The sequence below is a fragment of the Luteibacter jiangsuensis genome (assembly GCF_030812295.1).
GTDB lineage: Bacteria > Pseudomonadota > Gammaproteobacteria > Xanthomonadales > Rhodanobacteraceae > Luteibacter > Luteibacter jiangsuensis_A.
The window spans coordinates 352,886-374,396 of the sequence record NZ_JAUSSK010000005.1; the positions used below are offsets into that span (position 1 = coordinate 352,886).

Here is a 21,511-nt window from a genome sequence, read left to right on the forward strand (position 1 = left end):
AAGCACCCATCGCCGACAAGGTCGGCTCCCACCAGTGGCCCTGCCATTGCCCCTACCAGCGCTCCCACCAGCGCCACTCGTTCCAGCGCTTCCAAAAACGCGATGCGCGACAGTTTTTCACATTCCTGTCATGCCTCCCGGCGCGCTAAACTGCCCGCGTTTTGCCCCACACAATCTGGAGATCCCCATGAGCAATCCGCTGAACCACCGCCGTATCCTGCTCAAGCTCTCCGGTGAAGCCCTGATGGGTAGCGAGGACTACGGGATCGATCCCAAGGTGATCGGCCGGCTCGCGAAGGAAATCCTTGAAGTACGGGACGCCGGCGTCCAGATCGGTGTCGTCATCGGCGGCGGCAACATCTTCCGCGGGGCCGGCCTGGCCGCCTCGGGCATGGACCGTGTCACCGGCGATCACATGGGCATGCTCGCCACCGTCATGAATGCGCTGGCCATGCAGGACGCCATCGAGAAGCTCGGCGGCGAAGCCCGCACCATGAGTGCGATCAAGATCAACGAGGTATGCGAGGACTTCATCCGTCGCCGCGCGATCCGCCACCTCGAGAAGGGCCGCGTGGCCCTGTTCGCCGCCGGTATCGGCAATCCCTTCTTCACCACCGACTCCGCCGCCGCCCTGCGCGCCGTGGAAGTCGGCGCCGACCTGTTGCTGAAGGCGACCAAGGTCGACGGCATCTATTCGGCCGATCCCAAGCGCGATCCGACGGCCCAGCGCTACGACCACCTTACCTACAACCAGGTGATCGAGCGCCGCCTGGAAGTGATGGATACCGCCGCCATCGCCCTGTGCCGGGAGAACAAGCTGCCGCTGCGCATCTACGACATGACCCAGCCGGGCAACCTCATGAGGATCATGCGGGGCGAGCCGGTCGGCACCCTCGTCGACGCGGGCTGACCCCCGGCCGCCTCTGGCGCCTCCGTGGCGCGGTGCGGCACGGCCGCGCCGCCCGCGCTGCTATACTCGCTTGCTGACCTGTTCCATCGGAATTACGTCCATGATCAACGACATCAAGAACGATGCCCAGACCCGCATGGGCAAGAGTATCGAATCGCTCAAGCACGACCTGAAGACGATCCGCACCGGTCGCGCCAACCCTTCGATCCTCGACAATATCGTCGTGCCCTACTACGGCACGCCCACTCCGCTGTCCCAGGTCGCCAACGTGACCACGCCGGACGCGCGCTCGCTCTCTGTCAAGCCCTTCGACAAGAGCATGGTCGGTCCGATCGAGAAGGCCATCATGGCTTCCGACCTCGGCATCACCCCGACCACCATGGGCATGGACATCCGCCTGAACTTCCCGCCGCCGACCGAGGAGCGCCGCAAGGAGCTCGCCAAGAGCGTGTCGAAGGAAGGCGAAGCCGCCAAGGTGGCCATCCGCAACGTGCGCCGCGATGCCGTGCAGCACGTGGCCAAGCTGTTCAAGGACAAGGAAATCACCGAGGACGACCAGAAGCGCGCGGATGACGATATCCAGAAGCTCACCGACAAGTTCGTCAAGGAAGTGGACGACGTGGTGAAGGAAAAGGAAAAGGAGCTGATGGCGCTCTGACGCGCCATCGGATCTTGCCCATGGCAGCGAGGCCCGAAGCCGGGGTGCCACGCCACCTGGCCATCGTGATGGATGGCAACGGCCGCTGGGCCAAGCAGCGCCTGCGCCCCCGCACGTTCGGCCACCACGCCGGGCAGAAGGCGGTGAGGGAAGCGGTGGAGTTCTGCCTCCGCCGCGGCATCGCCTCGCTGACCCTGTTCGCCTTCTCCAGCGAGAACTGGCGTCGTCCGCCCACCGAGGTCTCGGCCCTGATGGAACTCTTCCTGAAGGCGCTCGACAAGGAAGTGGACGAACTCCATGGCAACGGCGTGCGCATCCGCTTCGTGGGAGACCTCGACGCCTTCGCTCCCGAGTTGAGCGCACGCATGCGCGCGGCGATGGAGCGCACCTCCGCCAACACCGCGCTCAACATGAATGTGGCCGTGAACTACGGCGGACGCTGGGACATCGCGCATGCGGCACGGCTCGCGGCGGAGGCCGTCGCCCGCGGCGAATTCAGCGCGGACGACATCGACGAAACGCGCCTGCACGGCTACACCTGCCTCGCCGACCAACCACCGCTCGACCTCTTCATCCGTACCGGCGGAGAGCGCCGGGTAAGCAACTTCCTGCTCTGGCAGATCGCCTATGCCGAGCTTTATTTCACCGACACCCTGTGGCCCGACGTCGACCAGGCCTGCCTCGACGAGGCCCTCGACGACTATGCCCGCCGCGAGCGCCGTTACGGGCGCACCGGCGAACAGGTCGCCAAAGGCTGACGCCGGAACCCCATGCTGAAACAACGCATCACCACCGCCGCGATCCTCATCCCGTTGGTCCTGGCCCTGATCCTGCTGCCGCCCACCGGCTTCTTCGCCGCGCTGGTCGCCATCGTCTTCGTCGGCGCCGCTTGGGAATGGAGCCTGCTGGCCGGCTGCCGCACCCCGGTCGGCCGCGGCATCGTTGCCGGCGTCGCCGCCGCGATGTTCGTCGCCCTGTTGATCGTTCGCACGCCGGGCCTGCTCACCGTGGTCACGCTGGCGGGCGTGGCCTGGTGGATCGGCTGCTGCTTCTGGCTGCGCCACTTCAGCTTCGCCGCCGCCCCGAACGCCGAGAACCGCATGCTCAAGCTGGGCGCGGGCGCGTTCGTGATCGTGCCTACCCTCGCCGCCGCGATCCTCATGCACAGCGGCGAACGCGGCAACTGGTGGACCCTGCTCTCCCTCGTGATCGTCTGGTTCGCCGATACCGGCGCCTATTTCAGCGGCCGCTATTTCGGCCGGCGCAAGCTCGCCCCGCGGATCAGCCCGGGGAAGACATGGGCCGGCGTCTACGGCGCCATCGTGGCTGGCAGCCTCGTCACCCTTCTCGGCGGCTTCCTGCTCGGCGTGCGCGAAGGCTGGCAACTGGTCGGCCTGGCGGCACTGGGCGTGGTCACCGTGGCGATCGCGGTGGTCGGCGACCTCTTCGAAAGCCTCATGAAGCGCCATGCCGAGGTGAAGGATTCCGGTGACCTGTTCCCCGGCCACGGCGGACTCCTGGATCGTCTCGACAGCGTCTTCGCCGCGCTGCCGGTGTTCGCCGCCGGCAAGCTGCTGCTGGGGCTCTGAACCATGGGTATACGCCAGGTCGCCGTCCTCGGCGCCACCGGCTCCATCGGCGGCAGCACGCTCGACGTCATCGCCCGCCATCCGGGTCGCTTCCGCGCCGCCGTGCTGGCGGCCAACCGCGATACCGCCTCGCTGGCCAAACTGTGCGAGCGCTTCCGGCCCGACCTCGCCATCGTGGCCGACCCCTCGATGGAAGCGGATCTGGCCCGTCGGCTGGCCGCGGCCGGCGTGCGCTGCGAAGTCGCCTCGGGGCACGAAGCCGTTACCCAAGCCGCCGCGGGACCGTTGTGCGACACGGTCGTGGCTGCGATCGTCGGCGCGGCGGGGCTCGATTCGACCCTGGCCGCCGCACGCTCGGGCAAGCGCTTGCTGCTGGCCAACAAGGAATCCATCGTGATGGGTGGGGCCTTGCTGCTCGAGGCGCTGCGCCAGGGCGGTGGCGACCTCATCCCCATCGACTCCGAACACAACGCCATCTTCCAGTGCCTGCCGGGCGGCCGGCCCGACCTGCATCGCTCAGGCGTTCGCCGGATCGTCCTCACCGCCTCGGGTGGCCCGTTCCGCGGCCGCACGCGTGCGGACCTCGGTGCGGTCACGCCGGATGAGGCCTGCGCCCATCCCAAGTGGTCCATGGGCCGGAAGATCTCGGTCGACTCGGCCACGCTGATGAACAAGGGCCTGGAAGTGATCGAGGCCCACCACCTGTTCGCCGCACCGGTGGACTCGATCGACGTGGTGGTGCATCCGCAGAGCCTGGTCCACTCGATGGTCGACTACCTCGACGGCTCCATGCTGGCCCAGCTGGGCAACCCCGACATGCGGACGGCCATCGCCTGCGCGCTGGCCTGGCCGGAGCGGATCGAGGCGGGCGTGGCACCGCTGGACCTCGCCGCCCACGCCCGTCTCGACTTCGAGCAGCCCGATACCGAAACCTTCCGCTGCCTCGCCCTGGCGTTCGCCGCCCTGCGTACCGGCGGCGACGCCACGGCCATCCTCAACGCCGCCAACGAGGTGGCCGTGGAGGCCTTCCTGGCCGGAACCCTCCCCTTCCTCGGTATTGCCGAGCTCGTCGAAAGGGTACTTGAGGAACTGCCGGCCGAACCCGTGGTCGATGTCCAGTCCCTTGTGGAACGAGACGCCGAAGCACGCAGGGTGACCCGGGACGTGCTTCACCGCGCTTACTGCTAAACTCGCTCCACCCAAACGTTTTTTATTCGAGACCTTCCCTCTCCGATGAGTCCTGTCCTAGGTTCCGTGTTCTGGCTGCTGGTTACGCTCGGCGTGCTGGTGACCTTCCACGAATTCGGCCACTACTGGGTCGCGCGCCGCTGTGGCGTGCGCGTGCTGCGCTTTTCGGTCGGTTTCGGCCGCCCGCTGTGGCGCCGCGTGGCGAAGGACGGCACGGAATACCAGATCGCCGCGATTCCCCTCGGCGGCTACGTCAAGATGCTGGACGCCCGCGAAGGCGACGTCTCGCCGGCCCAGCGCGACGAGGAATTCACCGGCAAGTCGGTCTGGAAACGCATCGCCATCGTGGCGGCCGGCCCCGCCTTCAATCTGATTTTCACCATCGCCGCGTTCTGGGCGATGTACATGGTCGGCAAGCCGGACGTGGCCCCCGTGATCACCGCCCAGCCCGGCAGTGTCGCCGCCGTGGCCGGCATACGCCCGGGCGACCGCATCGTCGCCATGAACGGCGATCCGGTGGGCAACTGGAGCGATGCCACCGAAGTGCTGGCCAATGGCCTGCTCGGCAACGATCCCCTCCCGGTGCGGGTCACCGGTGCCGATGGCACCCAGCGCGACGTCGTGCTGCCCTTGCAGAACCTCGACGCCAACGGCGACATCGGCAAGCGGTTCACCCAGCTCGGCCTGGGGCTGCAATTGCCCGCCGTCATCGGCCAGGTGGTTCCCGGGGATCCCGCTTCCCTCGCCGGCATGCGCGTCGGCGACCGCATCCTCGCCGTCAACGGCAAGCCGGTATCGGACTTCGGCGACTTCACCAAGCTGGTGCCGGAGCAGGCCGCGATATCGCCAAAAATCGCCGTCACCGTCCAGCGTGATGGTCAGCCGAAGACGTTCGATATCACCGCCCGGATGAAGTCCGAGCAGGGCCAGCCCACCCGCTGGCTGGTCGGCGTGGCGCCCCGTCCCATGGAGGAAGCCACGCTCCGCTACGGGCCCGTACGCGCCTTCAGCGAATCACTGCGGGCCACGTGGACAGGCACGGCCTCCACCTTCAACCTGATCGGCAAGATGCTCTCCGGCGAGGCCTCCACCAAGAACCTCTCCGGTGTCATCGGCATCGCCCAGGTCGCCAACGATTCCGCCAATCGCGGCCTTGGCTGGTTCCTGAACTTCCTCGCTCTGGTGTCCCTGAGCCTCGCGATCTTGAACCTCCTGCCCATCCCGGTCTTGGACGGTGGACACCTGCTGTATTACCTTATCGAGTTGATCAAAGGCAGCCCGGTCAGCGAACGCACCATGATCGCCGGCCAGTACGTGGGTATCGTCCTCTTGTTCACGTTGATGGGGCTGGCGTTCTTCAACGACATCCAGCGAATGCTCGTCTCGTGACGGGGATCCACGCGTTGCGGGGAACCCACTCACCGTATCACCCAGGCTATGGACGCTCGCGCGTCCTGCGCCGAACGACGCAGGGCATGAGTCCTGCGCGTGCTCCTCTTCGGTCGCCGGCCTCGTCCGCCGTCGGCTGGAATTAACCCAACGGAATCGACGATGAAGCGTATCGCCGCCCTGATCTTGCTTGCCTCCCTGTCCGCCAATGCGCTTGCCTTCGAGCCGTTCGTCGTTTCCGACATCCGCATCGACGGCCTCACGCGCATCGCGCAAGGCACGGTGCTGAGCTACCTTCCGATCGAGAAGGGTGAAACCCTGAGCGACGACAAGGCGCAAGCCGCCATTCGCGCCCTTTACCAAACCAAGTTCTTCAGCGACGTCGAACTCGACCGCCAGGGCGACATCCTGGTGATCAAGGTCGTCGAGCGCCCGGCCATCGCCAAGCTCACGCTGCGCGGCAACAAGGACATCAAGGAAGACGACCTGCGCAAGGGCCTGAAGGAAATCGGCCTGGCCGAAGGCGAGACCTTCGACCGCCTGTCGCTCGACCGCGTGCAGCAGGAACTGATCCGCCAGTACTACAACCGCGGCAAGTACAACGTCTCGGTCGATCCGCACGTCACCCGCCTCGACCGCAACCGCGTGGCGATCGACATCGAGATCCGCGAAGGCAAGGCGGCGAAGATCAAGGAGATCAACGTCGTCGGTAACAAGGCCTTCGCCGACAAGGACATCCGCAAAGGCTTCGAGTCCAACACCACGAACTGGCTGTCCTGGTATTCCAAGGACGATCAGTACTCGCGCGAGAAGCTTTCGGGTGACCTGGAAAAGCTCAGCAACTACTACATGAACCGCGGCTACGCCGACTTCGGCATCGATTCCACGCAGGTGGCCATCAGCCCGGACAAGCGCGCCATGTACGTGGACGCCAGCGTCAAGGAAGGCGAGGTCTATACCGTCTCCGACGTGAAGCTGCTCGGCGAACTGATCCTGCCGGAAGACACCCTGCGCAAGCTGGTCTTCATCCACAAGGGCGACACCTTCAACCGTGGCGCCATCGAGGCCAGCACCGACGCGATCAAGGGCATCCTCGCCAACATCGGCTACGCCTTCGCCAAGGTCACGCCGATTCCGAAGCTCGACAAGGACAAGCGCACCGCCGATCTCACGCTCTTCATCGAGCCGGGCAAGCGCGTGTATGTCCGCCGCGTGGTCTTCCAGGGCAACACCCGCACGGAAGACGAAGTGCTGCGTCGCGAGATGCGCCAGCTCGAAGGCGCATGGTATTCGCAGGGCGCGATCGACCGTTCGAAGACCCGCCTGCAGCGCCTGGGCTATTTCAAGACCGTGGATATCGACAAGGCGCTGGTCCCCGGCACCGTCGACCAGGTCGATCTCACCGCGAAGGTCGAGGAACAGTCCGCCGGTTCGTTGATGTTCGGCGTCGGCTACTCGCAGTACTCCGGCATCATCCTGTCGGCCTCGGTCTCGCAGAACAACTTCCTGGGTACCGGCGACCGCTTCTCGATCGGCGCTGAAACCAGCACGTACTACAAGCGCGTCAATGCCAGCTACACCAACCCGTACCTGACCGACTCCGGCGTGCAGATCGGCTACAACCTGGGCTACAGCAAGCTGGATTACGGCGATACCGATCTGGCGAACTACACCTACAGCACGAAGTCGTTCGAGACGACGCTGTCGATCCCCATCACCGACTTCGATTCGGTGTCGACCAGCCTCGGTGTCAGCTCCAACCTCATCAACACCTCGTTCTACACGCCGCAGCAGCTGGTGGCATACCAGAACGCCCTGGGTAACAAGACGATCCATTCGTGGACGTCCAGCCTGGGCTACACCCACGACACCCGTAACAGCTACTGGGCCCCGACCCGCGGCGGCCAGCTGACGGCCTCGATCTCGGGCGCGCTGCCGGGCTCCACCGTGCAGTTCTACAAGCTGTTCGGCGAAGCCAACCACTATTGGCCGGTCGGCAAGGGCTTCGTGCTCTACCTCGACGGACAGATCGGGTACGGCAAGACCTACGGCCAGACCTACGACAACGACGGCTACGCCATCAATGCCGACGGTACCCGTGGCGCGAAGCTCTACAGCAAGGGCGACAAGGTGGAGTTCCCGTTCTGGGAGAACTACTACGCCGGCGGCGTGCGCGACGTGCGCGGCTTCCAGGACAACACCCTCGGCCCGCGCTTGTGCGACGGCGGCAGCACAACCTCGGTGCCGAACAGCAAGGGCCAGTGCACGGGCGGCTACTACAGCTACGGCCAGCCGGTCGGTGGCGCGTTCAAGGTACTGGGTACGGCGCAGATGTTCCTGCCCCTGCCCTTCCTGAAGGACGTGAACACGGCACGTGTCTCCTGGTTCGTCGACGTCGGTAACGTCTACAAGGACTACGGCTCCTTCGACGCCAGCGAACTGCGTGCTTCCACGGGCCTGTCGCTGCAGTGGCAGGCGCCGATCGGCCCGTTGATCATCAACTTCGCCGTACCGTTCCGTAAGAAGGATGCCGACAGCCGCTTCGTCGAACGCATCCAGTTCACCTTCGGCAATACGTTCTAACCGCGGTCTCCAGCGAAGACCCTGTAGAATCATGGGGGTGGCCAAGCGCCACCCCTTTTCTTTTGGGAGCGTTCCGTGAGCGGGAATCCGCAATTCACCCTGGCCGAACTGGCCGCCCGCTTCGAGCTCGAAGCGCATGGCGACCCGGCCACCGTCGTGGACGGCGTCGGCACCTTGTCGGCGGCGACCCCGAACCAGTTCACCTTCCTGTCGAACCCCAAGTACACCTCCCAGCTGGCCGAATCGCAGGCGGGCATCGTGGTACTTGGCGCCGACGCCCTGCCCCTGCGCAAGGGTGCCGCGCTGGTGGCGAAAGATCCCTACGTCGCCTATGCGAAGATCGCCGCGCTCTTCGAGAAACATGCGGCGGCACCGCACGGCATCCATGTCAGCGCCGTGGTCTCACCGTCTGCCCGCATCCATCCCACCGCCAGCGTCGGCCCCTGCTGCGTGATCGAGGACGGCGCGGTGATCGAGGAAGGCGTGGTCCTGGGCCCGCATTGCTCGGTCGGGCCCGGCTGCGTCGTCGGGGCCGGCAGCCGCCTGGTCGCCCGCGTCACCCTGGTGATCCGCGTGACCCTGGGCGAGCGCGTACTGGTCCATCCCGGCGCCGTGATCGGCTCTGACGGCTTCGGCATCGCCTTCGACCGCGATCATTGGGTGAAGCTGCCACAGCTTGGCGGCGTGCGCATCGGAAATGACTGCGAAATCGGCGCCAACACCACCATCGACCGCGGCGCCCTGGAAGACACGGTGCTCGAGGAAGACGTGCGCCTGGACAACCAGATCCAGATCGCCCACAACGTGCATATCGGCGCACATACCGCCATGGCCGGTTGCTCGGCGGTGGCAGGCAGCGCGAAGATCGGCCGCTACTGCCTCATCGGCGGCAATGCGGGCGTCCTCGGCCACCTCGAACTGGCCGACCGGGTTACCATCACGGCGAAAAGCCTCGTGACGGCATCGATCAGGGAACCCGGCGAATACTCGTCAGGCTCCCCGCTGCAGGAAAACCGCCTGTGGCGGCGCAACGCGGCGCGCATGAAACATCTCGACGAGTACGCGCGCCGCCTGGCGGCGCTGGAAAAGGATAAAGGGCAATGACCGAAATGAAAGCTGCCGTGACTCTCCCTGTCGACGTGGAGCAGATCCAGCGGCTCCTGCCGCACCGCTACCCGTTCCTGCTGGTGGACAGGGTGATCGAGATCGAACCCGGCAAGTGCATCACCGCGATCAAGAACGTCAGCATCAACGAGCCGTTCTTCCAGGGCCACTTCCCCGGCCACCCGGTGATGCCGGGCGTGTTGATCGTCGAGGCCATGGCCCAGACCGCCGGCCTGTTGACCCAGATCACAAGCCAGATCGATGGGAACGCCGGCAGCCCGCTGTTCTACCTGGTCAAGGTCGACAACGCACGCTTCTCCGCAGTCGTGGCGCCCGGCGACCAGCTGCGCATGGAGGTCTCGCTCAAGCGCCTCATCCGTGGGATGGGCCTGTTCGAAGCCAAGGCCCTGGTCGACGGCAAAGTGGTCGCCTGCTGCGAACTGATGTGCGCCGCAAGGAGCGACAAATGATCCATCCCACCGCGCAGATCGATCCGTCCGCCCGCATCGCGGACAACGTCGCCATCGGTGCGTACAGCATCGTCGGCGCGGATGTGGTCATCGGCGAGGGCACGACCGTCGGCCCGCACGTGGTGATCGAAGGTCCGACCATCATCGGCCGCGACAACCGCATATCGCAGTTCGCTTCCATCGGCGGCCCGCCGCAGGACAAGAAGTGGCAGGGCGAGCGTACCGAGGTCGTCATCGGCGACCGCAACCTCATCCGCGAGTTCGTCACGATCAATCGAGGCACCGGCGACGGTGGCGGCATCACCCGGATCGGCAACGACAACTGGCTGCTGGCCTACGTGCACATCGCGCACGATTGCCAGGTGGGCAATCATGTGGTGTTTTCCAACTATTCGGCGCTGGCTGGACATGCGGAGATCGGCGACTGGACGATCCTTTCCGGCTATTCGGGCGTGCACCAGTTCTGCAAGGTGGGGGCGCATGCCTTCATCGGCATGGGCTGCCTGGTGGGGTCGGATGTACCGCCATTCGTGATGATGGCCAACGAGACGCGTGGCCGGCCGCGCGGCATCAACAGCGAAGGGCTCAAGCGCCGCGGCTTCGACACCACGCGCATCGCGGCGATCAAACGCGCCTACCGCACGCTGTACATGGCCGGCCTGCCCTTGGCCGAGGCACGCGAGCAGTTGCTTGCCCAGGCCGAGACCAGCGAAGACGTGCGCCAGATGCTCGAGTTCATCGACCGCAGCGAGCGTTCGCTCGCCCGCTGACATCCGCTGCGGGAAACGCACACCATGCAGCAGAGCAGCCCTTCGACCGAAACACCGCTGATCGCGCTCATCGCGGGCGAGGACTCCGGCGACCAGCTCGGCGCCGATCTCATCGATGCGTTGCGGGCGCGCTTTCCGGGCGCCCGCTTCGTCGGTATCGGCGGCCCGCGCATGCTCGCCCGTGGCTTCGAATCCTGGTATGACATCCGCGAACTGTCGGTGATGGGTTTCGCCGAAGTCGTGAAGCACCTGCCACGGCTGCTCCGCCTGCGCCGGGAACTGCTAGCCAAGCTATTCGCCGCGAAACCCACCCTCACCATCGGCATCGATGCACCCGACTTCACCCTCGGCGTGGAGCGCAAGCTCAAGGCCGCCGGCCTGGTCACTGCCCACTATGTCAGCCCCTCCGTATGGGCATGGCGCGAAAAACGCGCCGAGAAGATCGGCCACTCGGCGGAGCGCGTGCTCTGCCTGTTCCCGATGGAGCCCCCGATCTACGCGAAGCATGGCGTCGACGCGCGCTTCGTCGGCCATCCCCTCGCCGACCGCTTTCCGATGGTGGCCGATCGTGACGGCGCGCGCGACACGCTTGGCCTTCCCCACGACGCGCCCGTGCTCGCCGTCCTGCCCGGCAGCCGTCCAAGCGAGATCGAGCGCGTGGGTGCCATCTTCATCGAAGCCGCACGGCGCATCGCATCGGTCATGCCGGCATTGCGCATCGTCGTTCCGGCAGCCAACGAGCGCGTGCATGCACGGCTCACCGAACTCCTGCACGATTTTCCGGGCACGCCGCCCCTGCTGACAAACGGTCAGGCTCACGAGGCCATGCTCGCCGCCGATGCCGTACTGCTCGCCTCGGGCACCGCCACTCTGGAAGCCATGCTGGCCAAGCGGCCGATGGTGGTCGGCTACCGGGTCTCACCGACCAGCTATCGCATCGCGCGGATGCTGCGCATGCTGAAGACAGATGTTTACAGTCTGCCCAACATTCTCGCCCGTGCCTGCGGCCTGGGCCGTGACCTCCTGGTGCCGGAATTCATGCAGGACGACTGCACGGCGGAAAACCTCGCCCAGGCCACCCTGGAACTGCTGGGCGACAGCGAACGCCGCGGCGCTATCGTGGCGGCCTTCGAGTACCTGCACCAGGAACTGCGCGGAGGCCTCGAAGGCCGCGCGGCCGACCACGCCGCGGACGCCGTGGCCGACCTGGTGGCGGCACCCGGCTTGCCCGTCACGCCCACCGCGCACTAGGCTTCCGTCCATGCCACGCAAGCGCAACGTCACCTCCCAGCTCGCCCGCGATCTCGTCGTCGCCGGGGTGGACGAGGCCGGGCGAGGACCGCTTGCCGGGCCTGTGGTGGTCGCCGCGGTCATCCTCGATCCCGCCCGCCCGATCCGCGGCCTCAACGACTCCAAGCAATTGACCGAGGACGTGCGCGAGAAGCTCTACAGCCGGATCGTCGAGCGTGCCCTCGCCTACTGCGTGGTCTTCGTCGACCACCAGGAAATCGACCGGATCAATATCTTCCAGGCGACGATGGTGGGCATGACCCGATCGCTCATGGGCCTGTCGCTCAGTCCGCACCTGGCCCTGGTCGACGGCAACCGCCTGCCGCGTTCGCTGCCCTGCGAAGGCCGCGCCGTGATCGGCGGCGACGCCACGGAACCGGCGATCAGCGCCGCCTCGATCCTCGCGAAGGTGAGTCGCGACCGGCACATGCACGCGCTGGACGCGCTGCATCCGGGTTATGGCTTCTCCAGGCACAAGGGCTATGCCGTGCCCGAGCACCTCGATGCCCTGGACAGGCTCGGTCCCTGCGAAGTGCATAGGCGCAGCTTCGCCCCGGTGAAGCGCTGGTACCCGGAGCTGGCCGAGGTCAGCGGGGATCTCTTCGAGTCGGCCTGAGCCACGCCGGCCTCGTCGGAAAAATCCTAAAGTCGCGCCGGAACCTGCCGATACGAGGGCTAACGCCCTCTCCCGAGGGTGTGCACCTATCCCCTATCGACAGGTACCACCCATGAAGAAGATCGCCATCGTCGTCGCACTGTTCGTCGCCGCCCCGTTGTCCGCCCACGCCGCCTGTGCCGCCAAGGATTTCACCATCGACGGTTTCGCCGTCAAGCTGCAGCAGGGCTCCGGCCAACCGCGTTTCAGCATGAAGGGCAACCTCGTCAACAAGTGCGGCGAAGCCGCCGCCGCGCAGATCCGCATCGACGCGAAAGACGCGTCCGGCAAGGTCGTCGCCAGCAAGCAGGGTTGGCCGGCCGGCACCTCCAACATCGAACCGGGCAAGAGCGTCGATTTCGACCTGGGCCGCCTGTTCCGCTATTCGCCGGACATGCAGGACTACACCGTGGTCGTGTCGGACGTGAAGGCCTGGTAAGACAAGCCTGGCTCTGGTGGGAGAGCCAATTCCGGTGGGGAAACCGGCTCCCACCAGGGGCTCGCTTCGGCCAGAGGGTCGGCTCCCACCAGAGCGTCCAGCGACGGCGCTAGATAGACAGCCAAGCCACGCGTTCACCTGTCGCGAACGCCGTCGTTCGCGACGGCAGCCAGACCAGCGCGTGCGCCGACGCCAGGTTGCTCAGCATGTGCGAGTCCTGGCGCGGCAGCAGTTCCAGTGTGGCGACGCCGTCGACCATGTCCAGGCGCATGCGAAGCAGCCTGTCACGCTCGGAGTCCGCTTCGACGTCCGTCTTGAGCACGCCGCTGCGCCATGCCGGCTGTGTGCCATCCTCGCCCTCGAGCCGGGCCAGCACGGCACGCGCATGCACCGCAAGGCAGACCAGCACGGCTGCCGGGTTGCCCGGCATCCCGAGCAGCGCCTTGCCGTCGCGCATGCCAAACCACAGCGGTTTACCGGGTTTTTGCGCTACCTTCCAGAACACTTTGCGCACACCGAGTCGATCGGCGACGGCGGGGATGAAATCACGATCGCCGACGGAGACGCCACCGCTGGTGACGACGAGGTCCGCGCTGTCGAGGGCGGCGCTCATGGCCTCTTCGAGCGCGCTCTCATCGTCGCGGACATAGGCCACCACGGGCTCGCCATAACCGTGTTCGACGAACCATGCGCGCAGTAGCGGTCCGTTGGCGTCATAGACCTGGCCGGGGCCAAGCGGTTCGCCCACGCGCACCACTTCGTCACCGGTGACCAGCACCGCCACGCGCGGTCGCCGATGCACTTCGAGCGAATCGATGCCCGCCATGGCCAAGGCCGCGAGCAGTCCGGCGGTGACCCGTTGTCCCGACCTGGCGATGATGGTGCCGGCACGGAGTTCCTCGCCCTCATGGCGGATGGCCTCCCCCGGGCGCACGCGCTCGCGCAGCACGATGCACTCGCCCGTGCGCTCGACGATTTCCTGCCGGGCCACGGCGTTCGCGCCATCGGGCAGCATGCCGCCGGTAAGAATGCGCACGGCCTGCCCCGGCCCGACGGTCACCGTCGCGGGGTTGCCAGCGGCAGCCGTGCCAATGAGCGCCAGAGGTGCCAGTCCGTCTTCGGCTCGCAACGCATAGCCGTCCACGGCGCTCTGGGTGAAGCGCGGCAGCGCGATGCGCGCCGTCGGCGATTCAGCCAGCACCGCGCCGAGCGCCAGTTCCAGGGGAACCCGGTGCGTCGGCAAGGCACGCACGGCGGTACGGTAATGGTCGAGCGCCTGTTCGATCGGCAACAGCGCCATGTCAGTGGGCTTCGCCGTAGCCGCCGGGATGCCTGCCACCCGCACGCCCGGTCTCCAGCAGGTGGACCAGGCCGGGCAAGGTTGCCGCCAGCGACTCGCTCGCGCCCCCACGGCTCCCCGGGAAGGTGACGATCAGCGTATCGCTCGCGTATCCGGCAACACCACGCGAAAGCATGGCGAAGGGCATGCGCTTCTGGCCGAAGGCCCGCGCGGCTTCCATGATGCCGGGGATCTCCACGTCGAGCATGGGCCGGACCGTGTCCACGGTGATATCGCGGGGGCCGAGTCCCGTCCCGCCGACGGTGACGACGAGCGCTACGCCGCCGTCCACCAGCGAACGCAAAAGGTCGGCAAGCACGTCCGCGTCATCGGCGATCACCGCGTACTCGACCGGCGCGAAGTTTGCCTCGATCAGCGCGTCGCGCACGTGCGCTCCTGCCGTATCCGGCTTGGCACCACTGGCCACCGTATCGGACAACACGACTACCGCGGCACTGCGCGGCGTATCCAATGCGCGCCTGTAGTGGGATTTACCGCCGGTCTTGCGCTCGAGACGGCAATCCTCGATATGCAGCTCGTCAGGCTCGGCATAGGGCTTGAGCATGTCGTAGATCGTGAGCGCCGCGAGACTGGCCGCCGTGAGTGCTTCCATCTCGACCCCGGTGGGGCCGATGGTCTGCACTTCAGCGATCACGCGCACGAAGGTATCGGCCAGTTCGTAATGCACGTCCGCCCGGTGGATCGGCAACGGGTGGCACAGCGGAATGAGTTCATCGGTGCGCTTGGCGGCGAGTATGCCGGCGACACGCGCCGTCTTCAGCGGGTCGCCCTTCTCGGTCTGGCCACTGCGCAACAGGTCGATGCAGGCGGCAGGGGCATGGAGGGTGGCGGTGGCGCGCGCGACGCGCAGGGAGTCCGGCTTCTGGCTGACGTCTTTCATCCGTGGCTCGTGTGCGAATGGTGGCGATGCGGCGTAGCGGCCGGTGCGTCGAGGTCGTCGCGGATGCAACAGCCCTCCACGAAAGCGCTGCTTCCGTCGGCGTAGAACTCTTCCTTCCAGATCGGCGCACCATGCTTCACCGCATCCACCGCATAACGGCAGGCGTCGAATGCTTCCGCGCGATGCGGGGCACGGACCACGCAGGCGATCGCGACATCGCCGATGGAAAGATCGCCCAGCCGATGGACGATTCGCACATACGGTACCCCGTAGCGCTCGCGCGTTGCGTGCTCGACGTCGCGAATCACCTTCGCGGCCAGCGGCTCGTGCGCCGTGTACTTCAGGTGATGCACCTGCCGTCCCTCATGGTGGTCGCGCACCGTGCCGACGAAGAGCGCCAGCCCGCCGCATTCCGGGTGGGCATCCAGTTCCAGCAAGGGCTCGACGGCGACGGCGGTGTGCGAAAGAACCTCATACATGTTCAACCTCCAGCCACGGGCGGCAACAGGGCGATCCGGCGGTCGGCCGGAAGGGGATCGGCGCGGCGGACGATGGTGTCGCCGGAGACGCAGGCGCAACGCTCGAGCGAACCGGCAAGCTCCGGTCGCTGTTCGGCCAGCACGGCCAATGCGTCGGCCACGGTGACGGTCTCCTCGCCGGCATCGACACGGCATTCGTTGGCCCCGGCCAGCCGTTCGAGGTTGGCGAAAAGTTCAAAGACGATCGGTTTCATGGATATCCCTGGAATACGGAAGTTCAGCCACCCATGGCATGCATGGTCAGGGGCCGGTCGACCGGCCCGGGCCGCGAGGCATAGCCCGCATCCTTCAGCCATACGGCCCGCGCGACCTGCGCGGCCAGCGCCTCGTCATCCAGGCCTTCGCGCAGGCGTGCGCCTAGCGGGGTGCCAATCGGAGAGAACAGGCAGGTGAACAACTCGCCGGTGGCGGTGATGCGCAGCCGGTCGCAGGTGGAACAGAACGGATTGGATACCGTGGAAATAATGCCTAGCGGATACCGTCCGTCGACGACATAGGGCGTGGCCGGATCGTGGCTGCGCGGCACGCTTTCCACATGGTGCCGTTCACCGATGGCCGCGAGCATCTCGGCCTCGGAAACCACGGCGTCGCGCTTCCAGTGGCCCGGCGCATCCAGCGGCATGTACTCGATGAAGCGCAACGGCAGTCCTCGCGCCATCGCCCACTCGAGCAGGGGCACGACGTCCTTCTCGTTGTCGCCCCGAATGACCACGGCGTTGAGCTTCACCTTCGCCCCCGCATCCACCAGTGCGTCGATGCCGTCCAGCACCGGCGCGATCTCGCGCCGGGTCAGGCGGCGAAAGGTGTCCGGATCGATCGCGTCGAGGCTCACGTTGAAATCGTCGATACCCGCTTCCACCAGTTCGCGTGCCTTGGGCGCGATGCGCGAGGCATTGGTGGTCATCGACAGGCGCGCGAGCCCGCGTGCGCGGAGCGCGCTAATTTCCCGTACGCATTCGGAGAGGTCACGGCGCAGCAGCGGTTCGCCGCCGGTCAGTCGGATCTGGTCGATGCCGTGGTCCACGAACAAGCCGGCCAGACGCACGATCTCGCCGCGTCCGAGCAGGCTGGCGCGGGGCAGCCAGTCCGGATGTTCCGGCATGCAGTACGTGCAGCGGAAGTTGCAGCGGTCGGTCAACGATATCCGCAGCTTGCGCTTGGTACGTCCGTGACGGTCGATGAGTGGTGACATGGTCGCCTTAGCAAAGCATAGTGATCGTGAGACGGGTGTTCCGGCCCGGTCGCGACCTTCGTACCCAATCGTGCCAGACTTCGCCCATGAGCGCCTTGCATCCCTTCGTCGCAGCCGCATGGCCCGAGTGGCCCGACTATGCCCTCGTGGAGGACCTGCTGCCGCCGCTGCGCGAATTCGCGCGTGCCGGGCGGGTCGCCCTCGCCACCCTGGTAAGCATCGACGGCCCGTCGCCGCGCCCGCCGGGCAGCGAAATGGCCATCGCAGCGGATGGCCGTGTGGCTGGCTACGTCTCCGGCGGCTGCGTGGAAGCCGCCGTGGCCAGCGAGGCCGCCATGGTCCTGGCGGATGGCCGCCCCCGCCTGCTCGATTACGGCGTCGGCAGCCCGGTCATCGACATCCAGCTGAGTTGCGGCGGCCGCATCGGTATCTTCGTTCGTGAACTGCGTGAACCCTCCGCGTACGTTAATTCGCTCGGGCTGGCCCGCCGCGCGCGGCGCACGGTCACCGTCCTGAGCGATGCTTCCGACGGCGCCTGGCGCGTCGAAGACGGCGTCCACACCGGCGATGCGGGCACTTATGCGACCGTGCACCGGCCACCGCTGCGACTGGTCGCCGTCGGTGGCGATCCGGTCACACTGGCGGTGGCGACACTCGCACCCTTCGTCGGCATCGAAGTCGTGCTGCTTCGGCCACATGGCCCGGCGCGGCCGCCAGAGGGCGTCACACTCGCCGGTTACGATGCCCGCTCGCTGCCGGTGGCGCTGGCCGACCTGGCCGTGGACGAACGGACCGCCATCTATTCCCTCAGTCACGACGCCGAGGTGGATCACACCGTGGCGGTCCACGCGCTTCGGTCTCCGGCTTTCGCGGTAGGCGTGCTGGGCAGCCGGAACAAGATCGCCTCGCGTGTCCAGCGGTTGAAGGACGATGGCGTGGGCGAGCACGACCTGCACCGCCTCAACCTGCCGGCGGGACTGCCCATCGGCGCGCAGACGCCGCACGGCATCGCGTTTTCGATCATCGCCCAGGTCTGCCAGCGCGATCGCGCTCGCCAGGCGTGACGATGGCGCACGACGCCGTGGTCCTGGCCGCGGGTGGCAGCCGCCGCCTTGGCCGCCCCAAACAACTGCTGACGGTAGGCGGCGAGCCGCTCGTCGCTCGCGTGGCGCGGCTCGCGCTGGGTACGCGGCCATCGCGGACGCTGGTGATCGTCGGTGCCTACCAGGATGTCGTCACCGCGGCGCTGGCTCCGTGCGATGTGGAAATCATCGTCAATCCCGCCTGGACGACCGGCATGGCATCGTCCCTGCACTTGGCGGCGCGCGTGCTGCATGATCGTGACCTGCCGGTCCTGCTGTCGGTCGTCGACCAGCCTGCCCTGGTGGCCTCACACTTCGACGCGCTGCTCGCGGCACACGACGATAGCCGCGATACCGTCAGCGCGTATGGCGAAGCGCTGGGTATCCCAGCCGTCCTCCGCGCCTCGACCCTGACGCGCGCGCGGGTACTTGCCGGTGACATGGGATTCCGGCATCTCTGGGCGCAGGTTCCGCCGCATGCCGTTCGCGCCGACGAGCTTGGCGAAGACCTCGATGACGAAGCGGCCGTGGCCCGGGCCACGGCCGCCGGACTGCTGGACGACCCGCAGCGCTGACTCGCGTATCGGCTGCAAGAAATCAGGCCTTTCCCCGGTCATACTCCGGACTACCCGTCCGGGGAACCCGCCATGACCGTTACCCGCCTCGTTTACCGCCACCGCTGGCCGGTGCGCGTGATGCACTGGATCAACGTGGTATGCCTCTGCGTGCTGCTCGGTAGCGGCCTACAGATATTCAACGCCCATCCCGCACTGTACTGGGGCAACCGTTCCGATCCCGGCAAGGCCGTGCTCGCCCTCGAAGGCGGTCAGGATGCGCAGGGAAACCCGCGCGGAACCACACGCATCGGCACGCATGCATTCGATACCACGGGTGTCCTCGGCGCATCGAAGGTCGACGGCGAATGGACCGCCCGCGGCTTTCCCGCCTGGGCGACCATTCCGGGGCCAGGGTGGCTCGCGATGGGCCGGCGTTGGCACTTTTTCTTCGCGTGGCTGTTCGTCGCCAATGGCATCGCCTACGTCGTCTGGTCGGTGGTCAGCCGGCACCTCACCCGCGACCTTGTCCCCACGCGTGCCGACTGGCGTGGTCTCGGCCGTTCGATCGTGGACCACCTGCGGTTCCGCCATCCACAAGGCGAGGAAGCCATTCGATACAACGTGCTCCAGCGACTGGCCTACCTGCTGGCGATCTTCGTCTTCGGCGGGGGCATCGTGCTGATGGGCATCGCCATGTCGCCGCGCATGGATGCGGTGCTGCACTGGCTGGTCGATGCCGTAGGCGGTCGGCAGTCCGCACGAACGATCCATTTCATCATCGCCACGGCCTTCGTAGCCTTCGTGTTCGTGCACGTCTTCGAGGTGCTGGTGAACGGCCCGCTGAACCAGTTGCGCGGGATGATCACTGGCTGGTACCGGATTCGCGACGAACGGCGGGAGACCCGCCATGACTGATCGCCGGGCATTCCTGCGCAACACCGTGCTCGCCCTGGGAAGCGCCGTGCTGACCGGTTGCGACCGCATCTCGGAAAGTGAAACCGGCGCGAAGGTACTGGAATCCGCCGAAGCGGTGACCCGACGCGTCCAGCGTTTTCTTTCGCCCTCGCAAGCCCTGGCCAAGGAATATACGGAGGCCGATATCTCGCCGGTATTCAAGCCCAATGGGAGCATCCTGCCCGACACGCCGGCGTACCAGGCGCTCCTGCGCAACGGCTTCGCCGATTATCGCCTCGAGGTGGATGGCCTGGTCGAGCGCCCTTCACGCCTCTCTATCGAGGACCTGAAGGACCTTGGCACGCGCACGCAGATCACCCGCCACGACTGCGTCGAGGGCTGGAGCGTTATCGGCAAATGGACCGGCACGCCTCTGGCTTCCGTGCTCGATCATGTCGGCGCGAAGCCAGGCGCCCGCTACGTCGTCTTCCATTGCTTCGACAACTACGAGGAAGACACGGCCTACTACGAGAGCATCGACCTGGACGAGGCGCATCATCCGCAAACCCTGCTGGCCTACGGCCTCAACGGCGGGGACCTGCCCGTGGCCAATGGCGCACCGTTGCGCCTGCGCGTGGAACGGCAGCTCGGTTACAAGCACGCCAAGTACCTGCGCCGGATCGAACTGGTCGCCTCCTTCGCTGACATCGGCGAAGGCAACGGCGGGTACTGGGAAGACAACGGTTACGAGTGGTATGCAGGCATCTGAAGCGGGGTCTTTTCCGCATTGCGTCAACCGGCCCCTGAAAAAAAGGGCTCAAAATGCAAAAAAACTTCGCGGACCCTATTTTCAGCGGACGAAAGCAACGCTAGAGTGAGTCGCCCGCTGGGCACCGGCCGGAACGGCCGCCTCATTCGATCAAAGTGACAAGGATAACCATGGCCAAGACCACCAAAACGGCGGCGAAGAAGGCCGCTGCCAAGGCTCCCGCCAAGGCTGCGAAGGCGCCGGCCGCCCTCAAGCCAATCAAGGATCCGCTGTCGAAGTCGTCGCTCGTCTCGCACATCGTCGAGCAGAGTGGCGTCGACAGCAAGAGCGTGAAGGCCGTTCTGGCCTCGCTGGAAGGCGCGATCTCCGCGTCCGTCCACAAGAAGGGCGCTGGCACGTTCACGCTGCCCGGCCTGCTGAAGATCACCTCGGTTGCCGTCGCGGCGAAGCCGAAGCGCAAGGGCAAGGACCCGTTCACGGGTGAAGAGCGCTGGTTCGCCGCCAAGCCCGCTTCGGTCAAGGTCAAGGTCCGTCCGCTCAAGAAGCTCAAGGACGCGGCCGCCTGATTCCACGCGGTGGTTCGTCCACCGCGTTCAACCAGGTAACCGAAAAGCCCCTGCTTATGGCGGGGGCTTTTTTTGGTGGGAGCCGACCTTGTCGGCGATCCCGCGGCAGCGGGCCTGGTTATCGCAAGCACCCATCGCCGACAGGGTCGGCTCCCACCACACACCCTCTGCCGCAAGTCATGCTTGACTACAACTGTCGTCAAGCGCACTCTGCCTACATCTGTAGTCAGGAGCGTCGGCATGAGCAAGAAGACGATCGGTGACCAGGAGCTAGCCCTCCTGCAGTACATCGAGGAAGCACCGAAGAGTTCCGTGGCCGAGGTCTGCGCGGGGTTCGGCGAAGCCCGCGGGCTCGCACGGTCCACTGTGCTGACCATGATGGAACGGCTGCGGGCGAAGGGTTACCTCACCCGCCGCAAGATCGACAACAGCTTCCGCTATAGCGCGACCAACGGCGCGGGCGAAGTGATGACCGGCGCCGTCGGCCGCTTCGTCGAAAGAACGTTACAGGGTTCGGTTTCGCCCTTCGTCGCCTGGATGTCCGAACGCGGGCAAGTCAGCGATGCCGAACTGGCGGAACTCGAAGCCCTCGTCGGTACGCTGCAGTCGCGGCGCAAGGGGCGCTGA

The 21,511-nt window shown here is 66.3% G+C and carries 24 protein-coding genes; 19 read left to right on the forward strand and 5 right to left on the reverse strand.

Annotated elements, in window-relative coordinates:
• The first annotated feature begins 187 nt into the window (after window positions 1–187).
• The 13 genes from pyrH to J2T07_RS17890 all read left to right on the forward strand — a co-directional run bounded on the left by pyrH (window position 188) and on the right by J2T07_RS17890 (window position 13,045).
• Entirely contained in the window at window positions 188–910 is a 723-nt protein-coding gene (gene pyrH / locus J2T07_RS17830) for a UMP kinase (protein WP_306851802.1), read from the forward strand.
• 100 nt (window positions 911–1,010) lie between these two features.
• A complete protein-coding gene (gene frr, locus J2T07_RS17835; RefSeq protein WP_306851804.1) occupies window positions 1,011–1,568 on the forward strand; it encodes a ribosome recycling factor in 558 nt (185 codons plus the stop codon).
• A 20-nt stretch (window positions 1,569–1,588) separates the two neighbouring features.
• Window positions 1,589–2,326 (forward strand): polyprenyl diphosphate synthase, encoded by a 738-nt coding sequence (gene uppS, locus J2T07_RS17840; RefSeq protein WP_306851806.1) that lies wholly within the window; start codon window positions 1,589–1,591, stop codon window positions 2,324–2,326.
• A gap of 12 nt (window positions 2,327–2,338) precedes the next feature.
• Window positions 2,339–3,157 carry a phosphatidate cytidylyltransferase gene (locus J2T07_RS17845; RefSeq protein WP_306851809.1) on the forward strand — a complete coding sequence of 273 codons (819 nt, stop codon included), beginning with the start codon at window positions 2,339–2,341 and terminating at the stop codon, window positions 3,155–3,157.
• 9 nt (window positions 3,158–3,166) lie between these two features.
• On the forward strand, window positions 3,167–4,345 hold the full coding sequence (locus J2T07_RS17850) for a 1-deoxy-D-xylulose-5-phosphate reductoisomerase (protein WP_306852180.1): 1,179 nt from the start codon (window positions 3,167–3,169) through the stop codon (window positions 4,343–4,345).
• A gap of 45 nt (window positions 4,346–4,390) precedes the next feature.
• On the forward strand, window positions 4,391–5,734 hold the full coding sequence (gene rseP, locus J2T07_RS17855; protein WP_306851811.1) for an RIP metalloprotease RseP: 1,344 nt from the start codon (window positions 4,391–4,393) through the stop codon (window positions 5,732–5,734).
• 162 nt (window positions 5,735–5,896) lie between these two features.
• Window positions 5,897–8,317, forward strand: coding sequence for an outer membrane protein assembly factor BamA (bamA, locus tag J2T07_RS17860; protein ID WP_306851814.1), 2,421 nt, complete (start codon window positions 5,897–5,899; stop codon window positions 8,315–8,317).
• Between the two features lie 75 nt (window positions 8,318–8,392).
• A complete protein-coding gene (lpxD, locus tag J2T07_RS17865) occupies window positions 8,393–9,421 on the forward strand; it encodes a UDP-3-O-(3-hydroxymyristoyl)glucosamine N-acyltransferase (protein ID WP_306851817.1) in 1,029 nt (342 codons plus the stop codon).
• A 5-nt stretch (window positions 9,422–9,426) separates the two neighbouring features.
• On the forward strand, window positions 9,427–9,891 hold the full coding sequence (gene fabZ, locus J2T07_RS17870) for a 3-hydroxyacyl-ACP dehydratase FabZ (RefSeq protein WP_306852183.1): 465 nt from the start codon (window positions 9,427–9,429) through the stop codon (window positions 9,889–9,891).
• A complete protein-coding gene (gene lpxA, locus J2T07_RS17875) occupies window positions 9,888–10,661 on the forward strand; it encodes an acyl-ACP--UDP-N-acetylglucosamine O-acyltransferase (protein ID WP_306851820.1) in 774 nt (257 codons plus the stop codon). Before fabZ ends, lpxA begins: the two co-directional genes overlap by 4 nt.
• 24 nt (window positions 10,662–10,685) lie before the next feature.
• Entirely contained in the window at window positions 10,686–11,912 is a 1,227-nt protein-coding gene (gene lpxB, locus J2T07_RS17880) for a lipid-A-disaccharide synthase (RefSeq protein ID WP_306851823.1), read from the forward strand.
• A gap of 10 nt (window positions 11,913–11,922) precedes the next feature.
• On the forward strand, window positions 11,923–12,567 hold the full coding sequence (gene rnhB / locus J2T07_RS17885; protein ID WP_306851826.1) for a ribonuclease HII: 645 nt from the start codon (window positions 11,923–11,925) through the stop codon (window positions 12,565–12,567).
• Between the two features lie 112 nt (window positions 12,568–12,679).
• The gene (locus tag J2T07_RS17890) at window positions 12,680–13,045 is read left to right on the forward strand and encodes a hypothetical protein (RefSeq protein WP_306851829.1); all 366 of its coding nucleotides are present in this window, start codon (window positions 12,680–12,682) and stop codon (window positions 13,043–13,045) included.
• A gap of 109 nt (window positions 13,046–13,154) precedes the next feature.
• Here the strand turns inward: J2T07_RS17890 and J2T07_RS17895 are convergent, their stop codons facing one another.
• Genes J2T07_RS17895 through moaA form a run of 5 tightly spaced genes read right to left on the reverse strand, consistent with a single transcriptional unit; the run spans window position 13,155 to window position 17,016 of the window.
• The gene (locus J2T07_RS17895) at window positions 13,155–14,345 is read right to left on the reverse strand and encodes a molybdopterin molybdotransferase MoeA (RefSeq protein WP_306851834.1); all 1,191 of its coding nucleotides are present in this window, start codon (window positions 14,343–14,345) and stop codon (window positions 13,155–13,157) included.
• 1 nt (window position 14,346) lies between these two features.
• Complete coding sequence (gene moaCB / locus J2T07_RS17900; RefSeq protein WP_306851837.1) at window positions 14,347–15,285, reverse strand: bifunctional molybdenum cofactor biosynthesis protein MoaC/MoaB; 939 nt, start codon at window positions 15,283–15,285, stop codon at window positions 14,347–14,349.
• The gene (locus tag J2T07_RS17905; RefSeq protein ID WP_306851840.1) at window positions 15,282–15,764 is read right to left on the reverse strand and encodes a molybdenum cofactor biosynthesis protein MoaE; all 483 of its coding nucleotides are present in this window, start codon (window positions 15,762–15,764) and stop codon (window positions 15,282–15,284) included. The genes moaCB and J2T07_RS17905 overlap by 4 nt, the downstream gene beginning before the upstream one ends.
• Before the next feature lie 2 nt (window positions 15,765–15,766).
• Window positions 15,767–16,018, reverse strand: a complete 252-nt coding sequence (locus J2T07_RS17910; protein ID WP_306851845.1) for a MoaD/ThiS family protein — start codon at window positions 16,016–16,018, stop codon at window positions 15,767–15,769.
• A gap of 23 nt (window positions 16,019–16,041) precedes the next feature.
• Window positions 16,042–17,016: a GTP 3',8-cyclase MoaA gene (gene moaA, locus J2T07_RS17915; RefSeq protein ID WP_306851848.1), complete on the reverse strand. Its 975-nt coding sequence runs from the start codon at window positions 17,014–17,016 to the stop codon at window positions 16,042–16,044.
• Window positions 17,017–17,102: 86 nt separating this feature from the next.
• Between moaA and J2T07_RS17920 the strand changes: the two genes are divergently transcribed.
• From J2T07_RS17920 to J2T07_RS17945, 6 genes are all read left to right on the forward strand, one after another.
• Window positions 17,103–18,080, forward strand: a complete 978-nt coding sequence (locus J2T07_RS17920) for an XdhC family protein (protein WP_306851851.1) — start codon at window positions 17,103–17,105, stop codon at window positions 18,078–18,080.
• 2 nt (window positions 18,081–18,082) lie between these two features.
• A complete protein-coding gene (locus tag J2T07_RS17925; RefSeq protein WP_306851853.1) occupies window positions 18,083–18,673 on the forward strand; it encodes a nucleotidyltransferase family protein in 591 nt (196 codons plus the stop codon).
• Between the two features lie 72 nt (window positions 18,674–18,745).
• Window positions 18,746–19,570 (forward strand): cytochrome b/b6 domain-containing protein, encoded by an 825-nt coding sequence (locus tag J2T07_RS17930; RefSeq protein WP_306851855.1) that lies wholly within the window; start codon window positions 18,746–18,748, stop codon window positions 19,568–19,570.
• Window positions 19,563–20,318, forward strand: coding sequence for a molybdopterin-binding protein (locus J2T07_RS17935; protein WP_306851857.1), 756 nt, complete (start codon window positions 19,563–19,565; stop codon window positions 20,316–20,318). The genes J2T07_RS17930 and J2T07_RS17935 overlap by 8 nt, the downstream gene beginning before the upstream one ends.
• Window positions 20,319–20,488: 170 nt before the next feature.
• The gene (locus J2T07_RS17940; protein ID WP_072321789.1) at window positions 20,489–20,884 is read left to right on the forward strand and encodes an HU family DNA-binding protein; all 396 of its coding nucleotides are present in this window, start codon (window positions 20,489–20,491) and stop codon (window positions 20,882–20,884) included.
• Between the two features lie 240 nt (window positions 20,885–21,124).
• Window positions 21,125–21,511 carry a BlaI/MecI/CopY family transcriptional regulator gene (locus J2T07_RS17945; RefSeq protein WP_306851861.1) on the forward strand — a complete coding sequence of 129 codons (387 nt, stop codon included), beginning with the start codon at window positions 21,125–21,127 and terminating at the stop codon, window positions 21,509–21,511.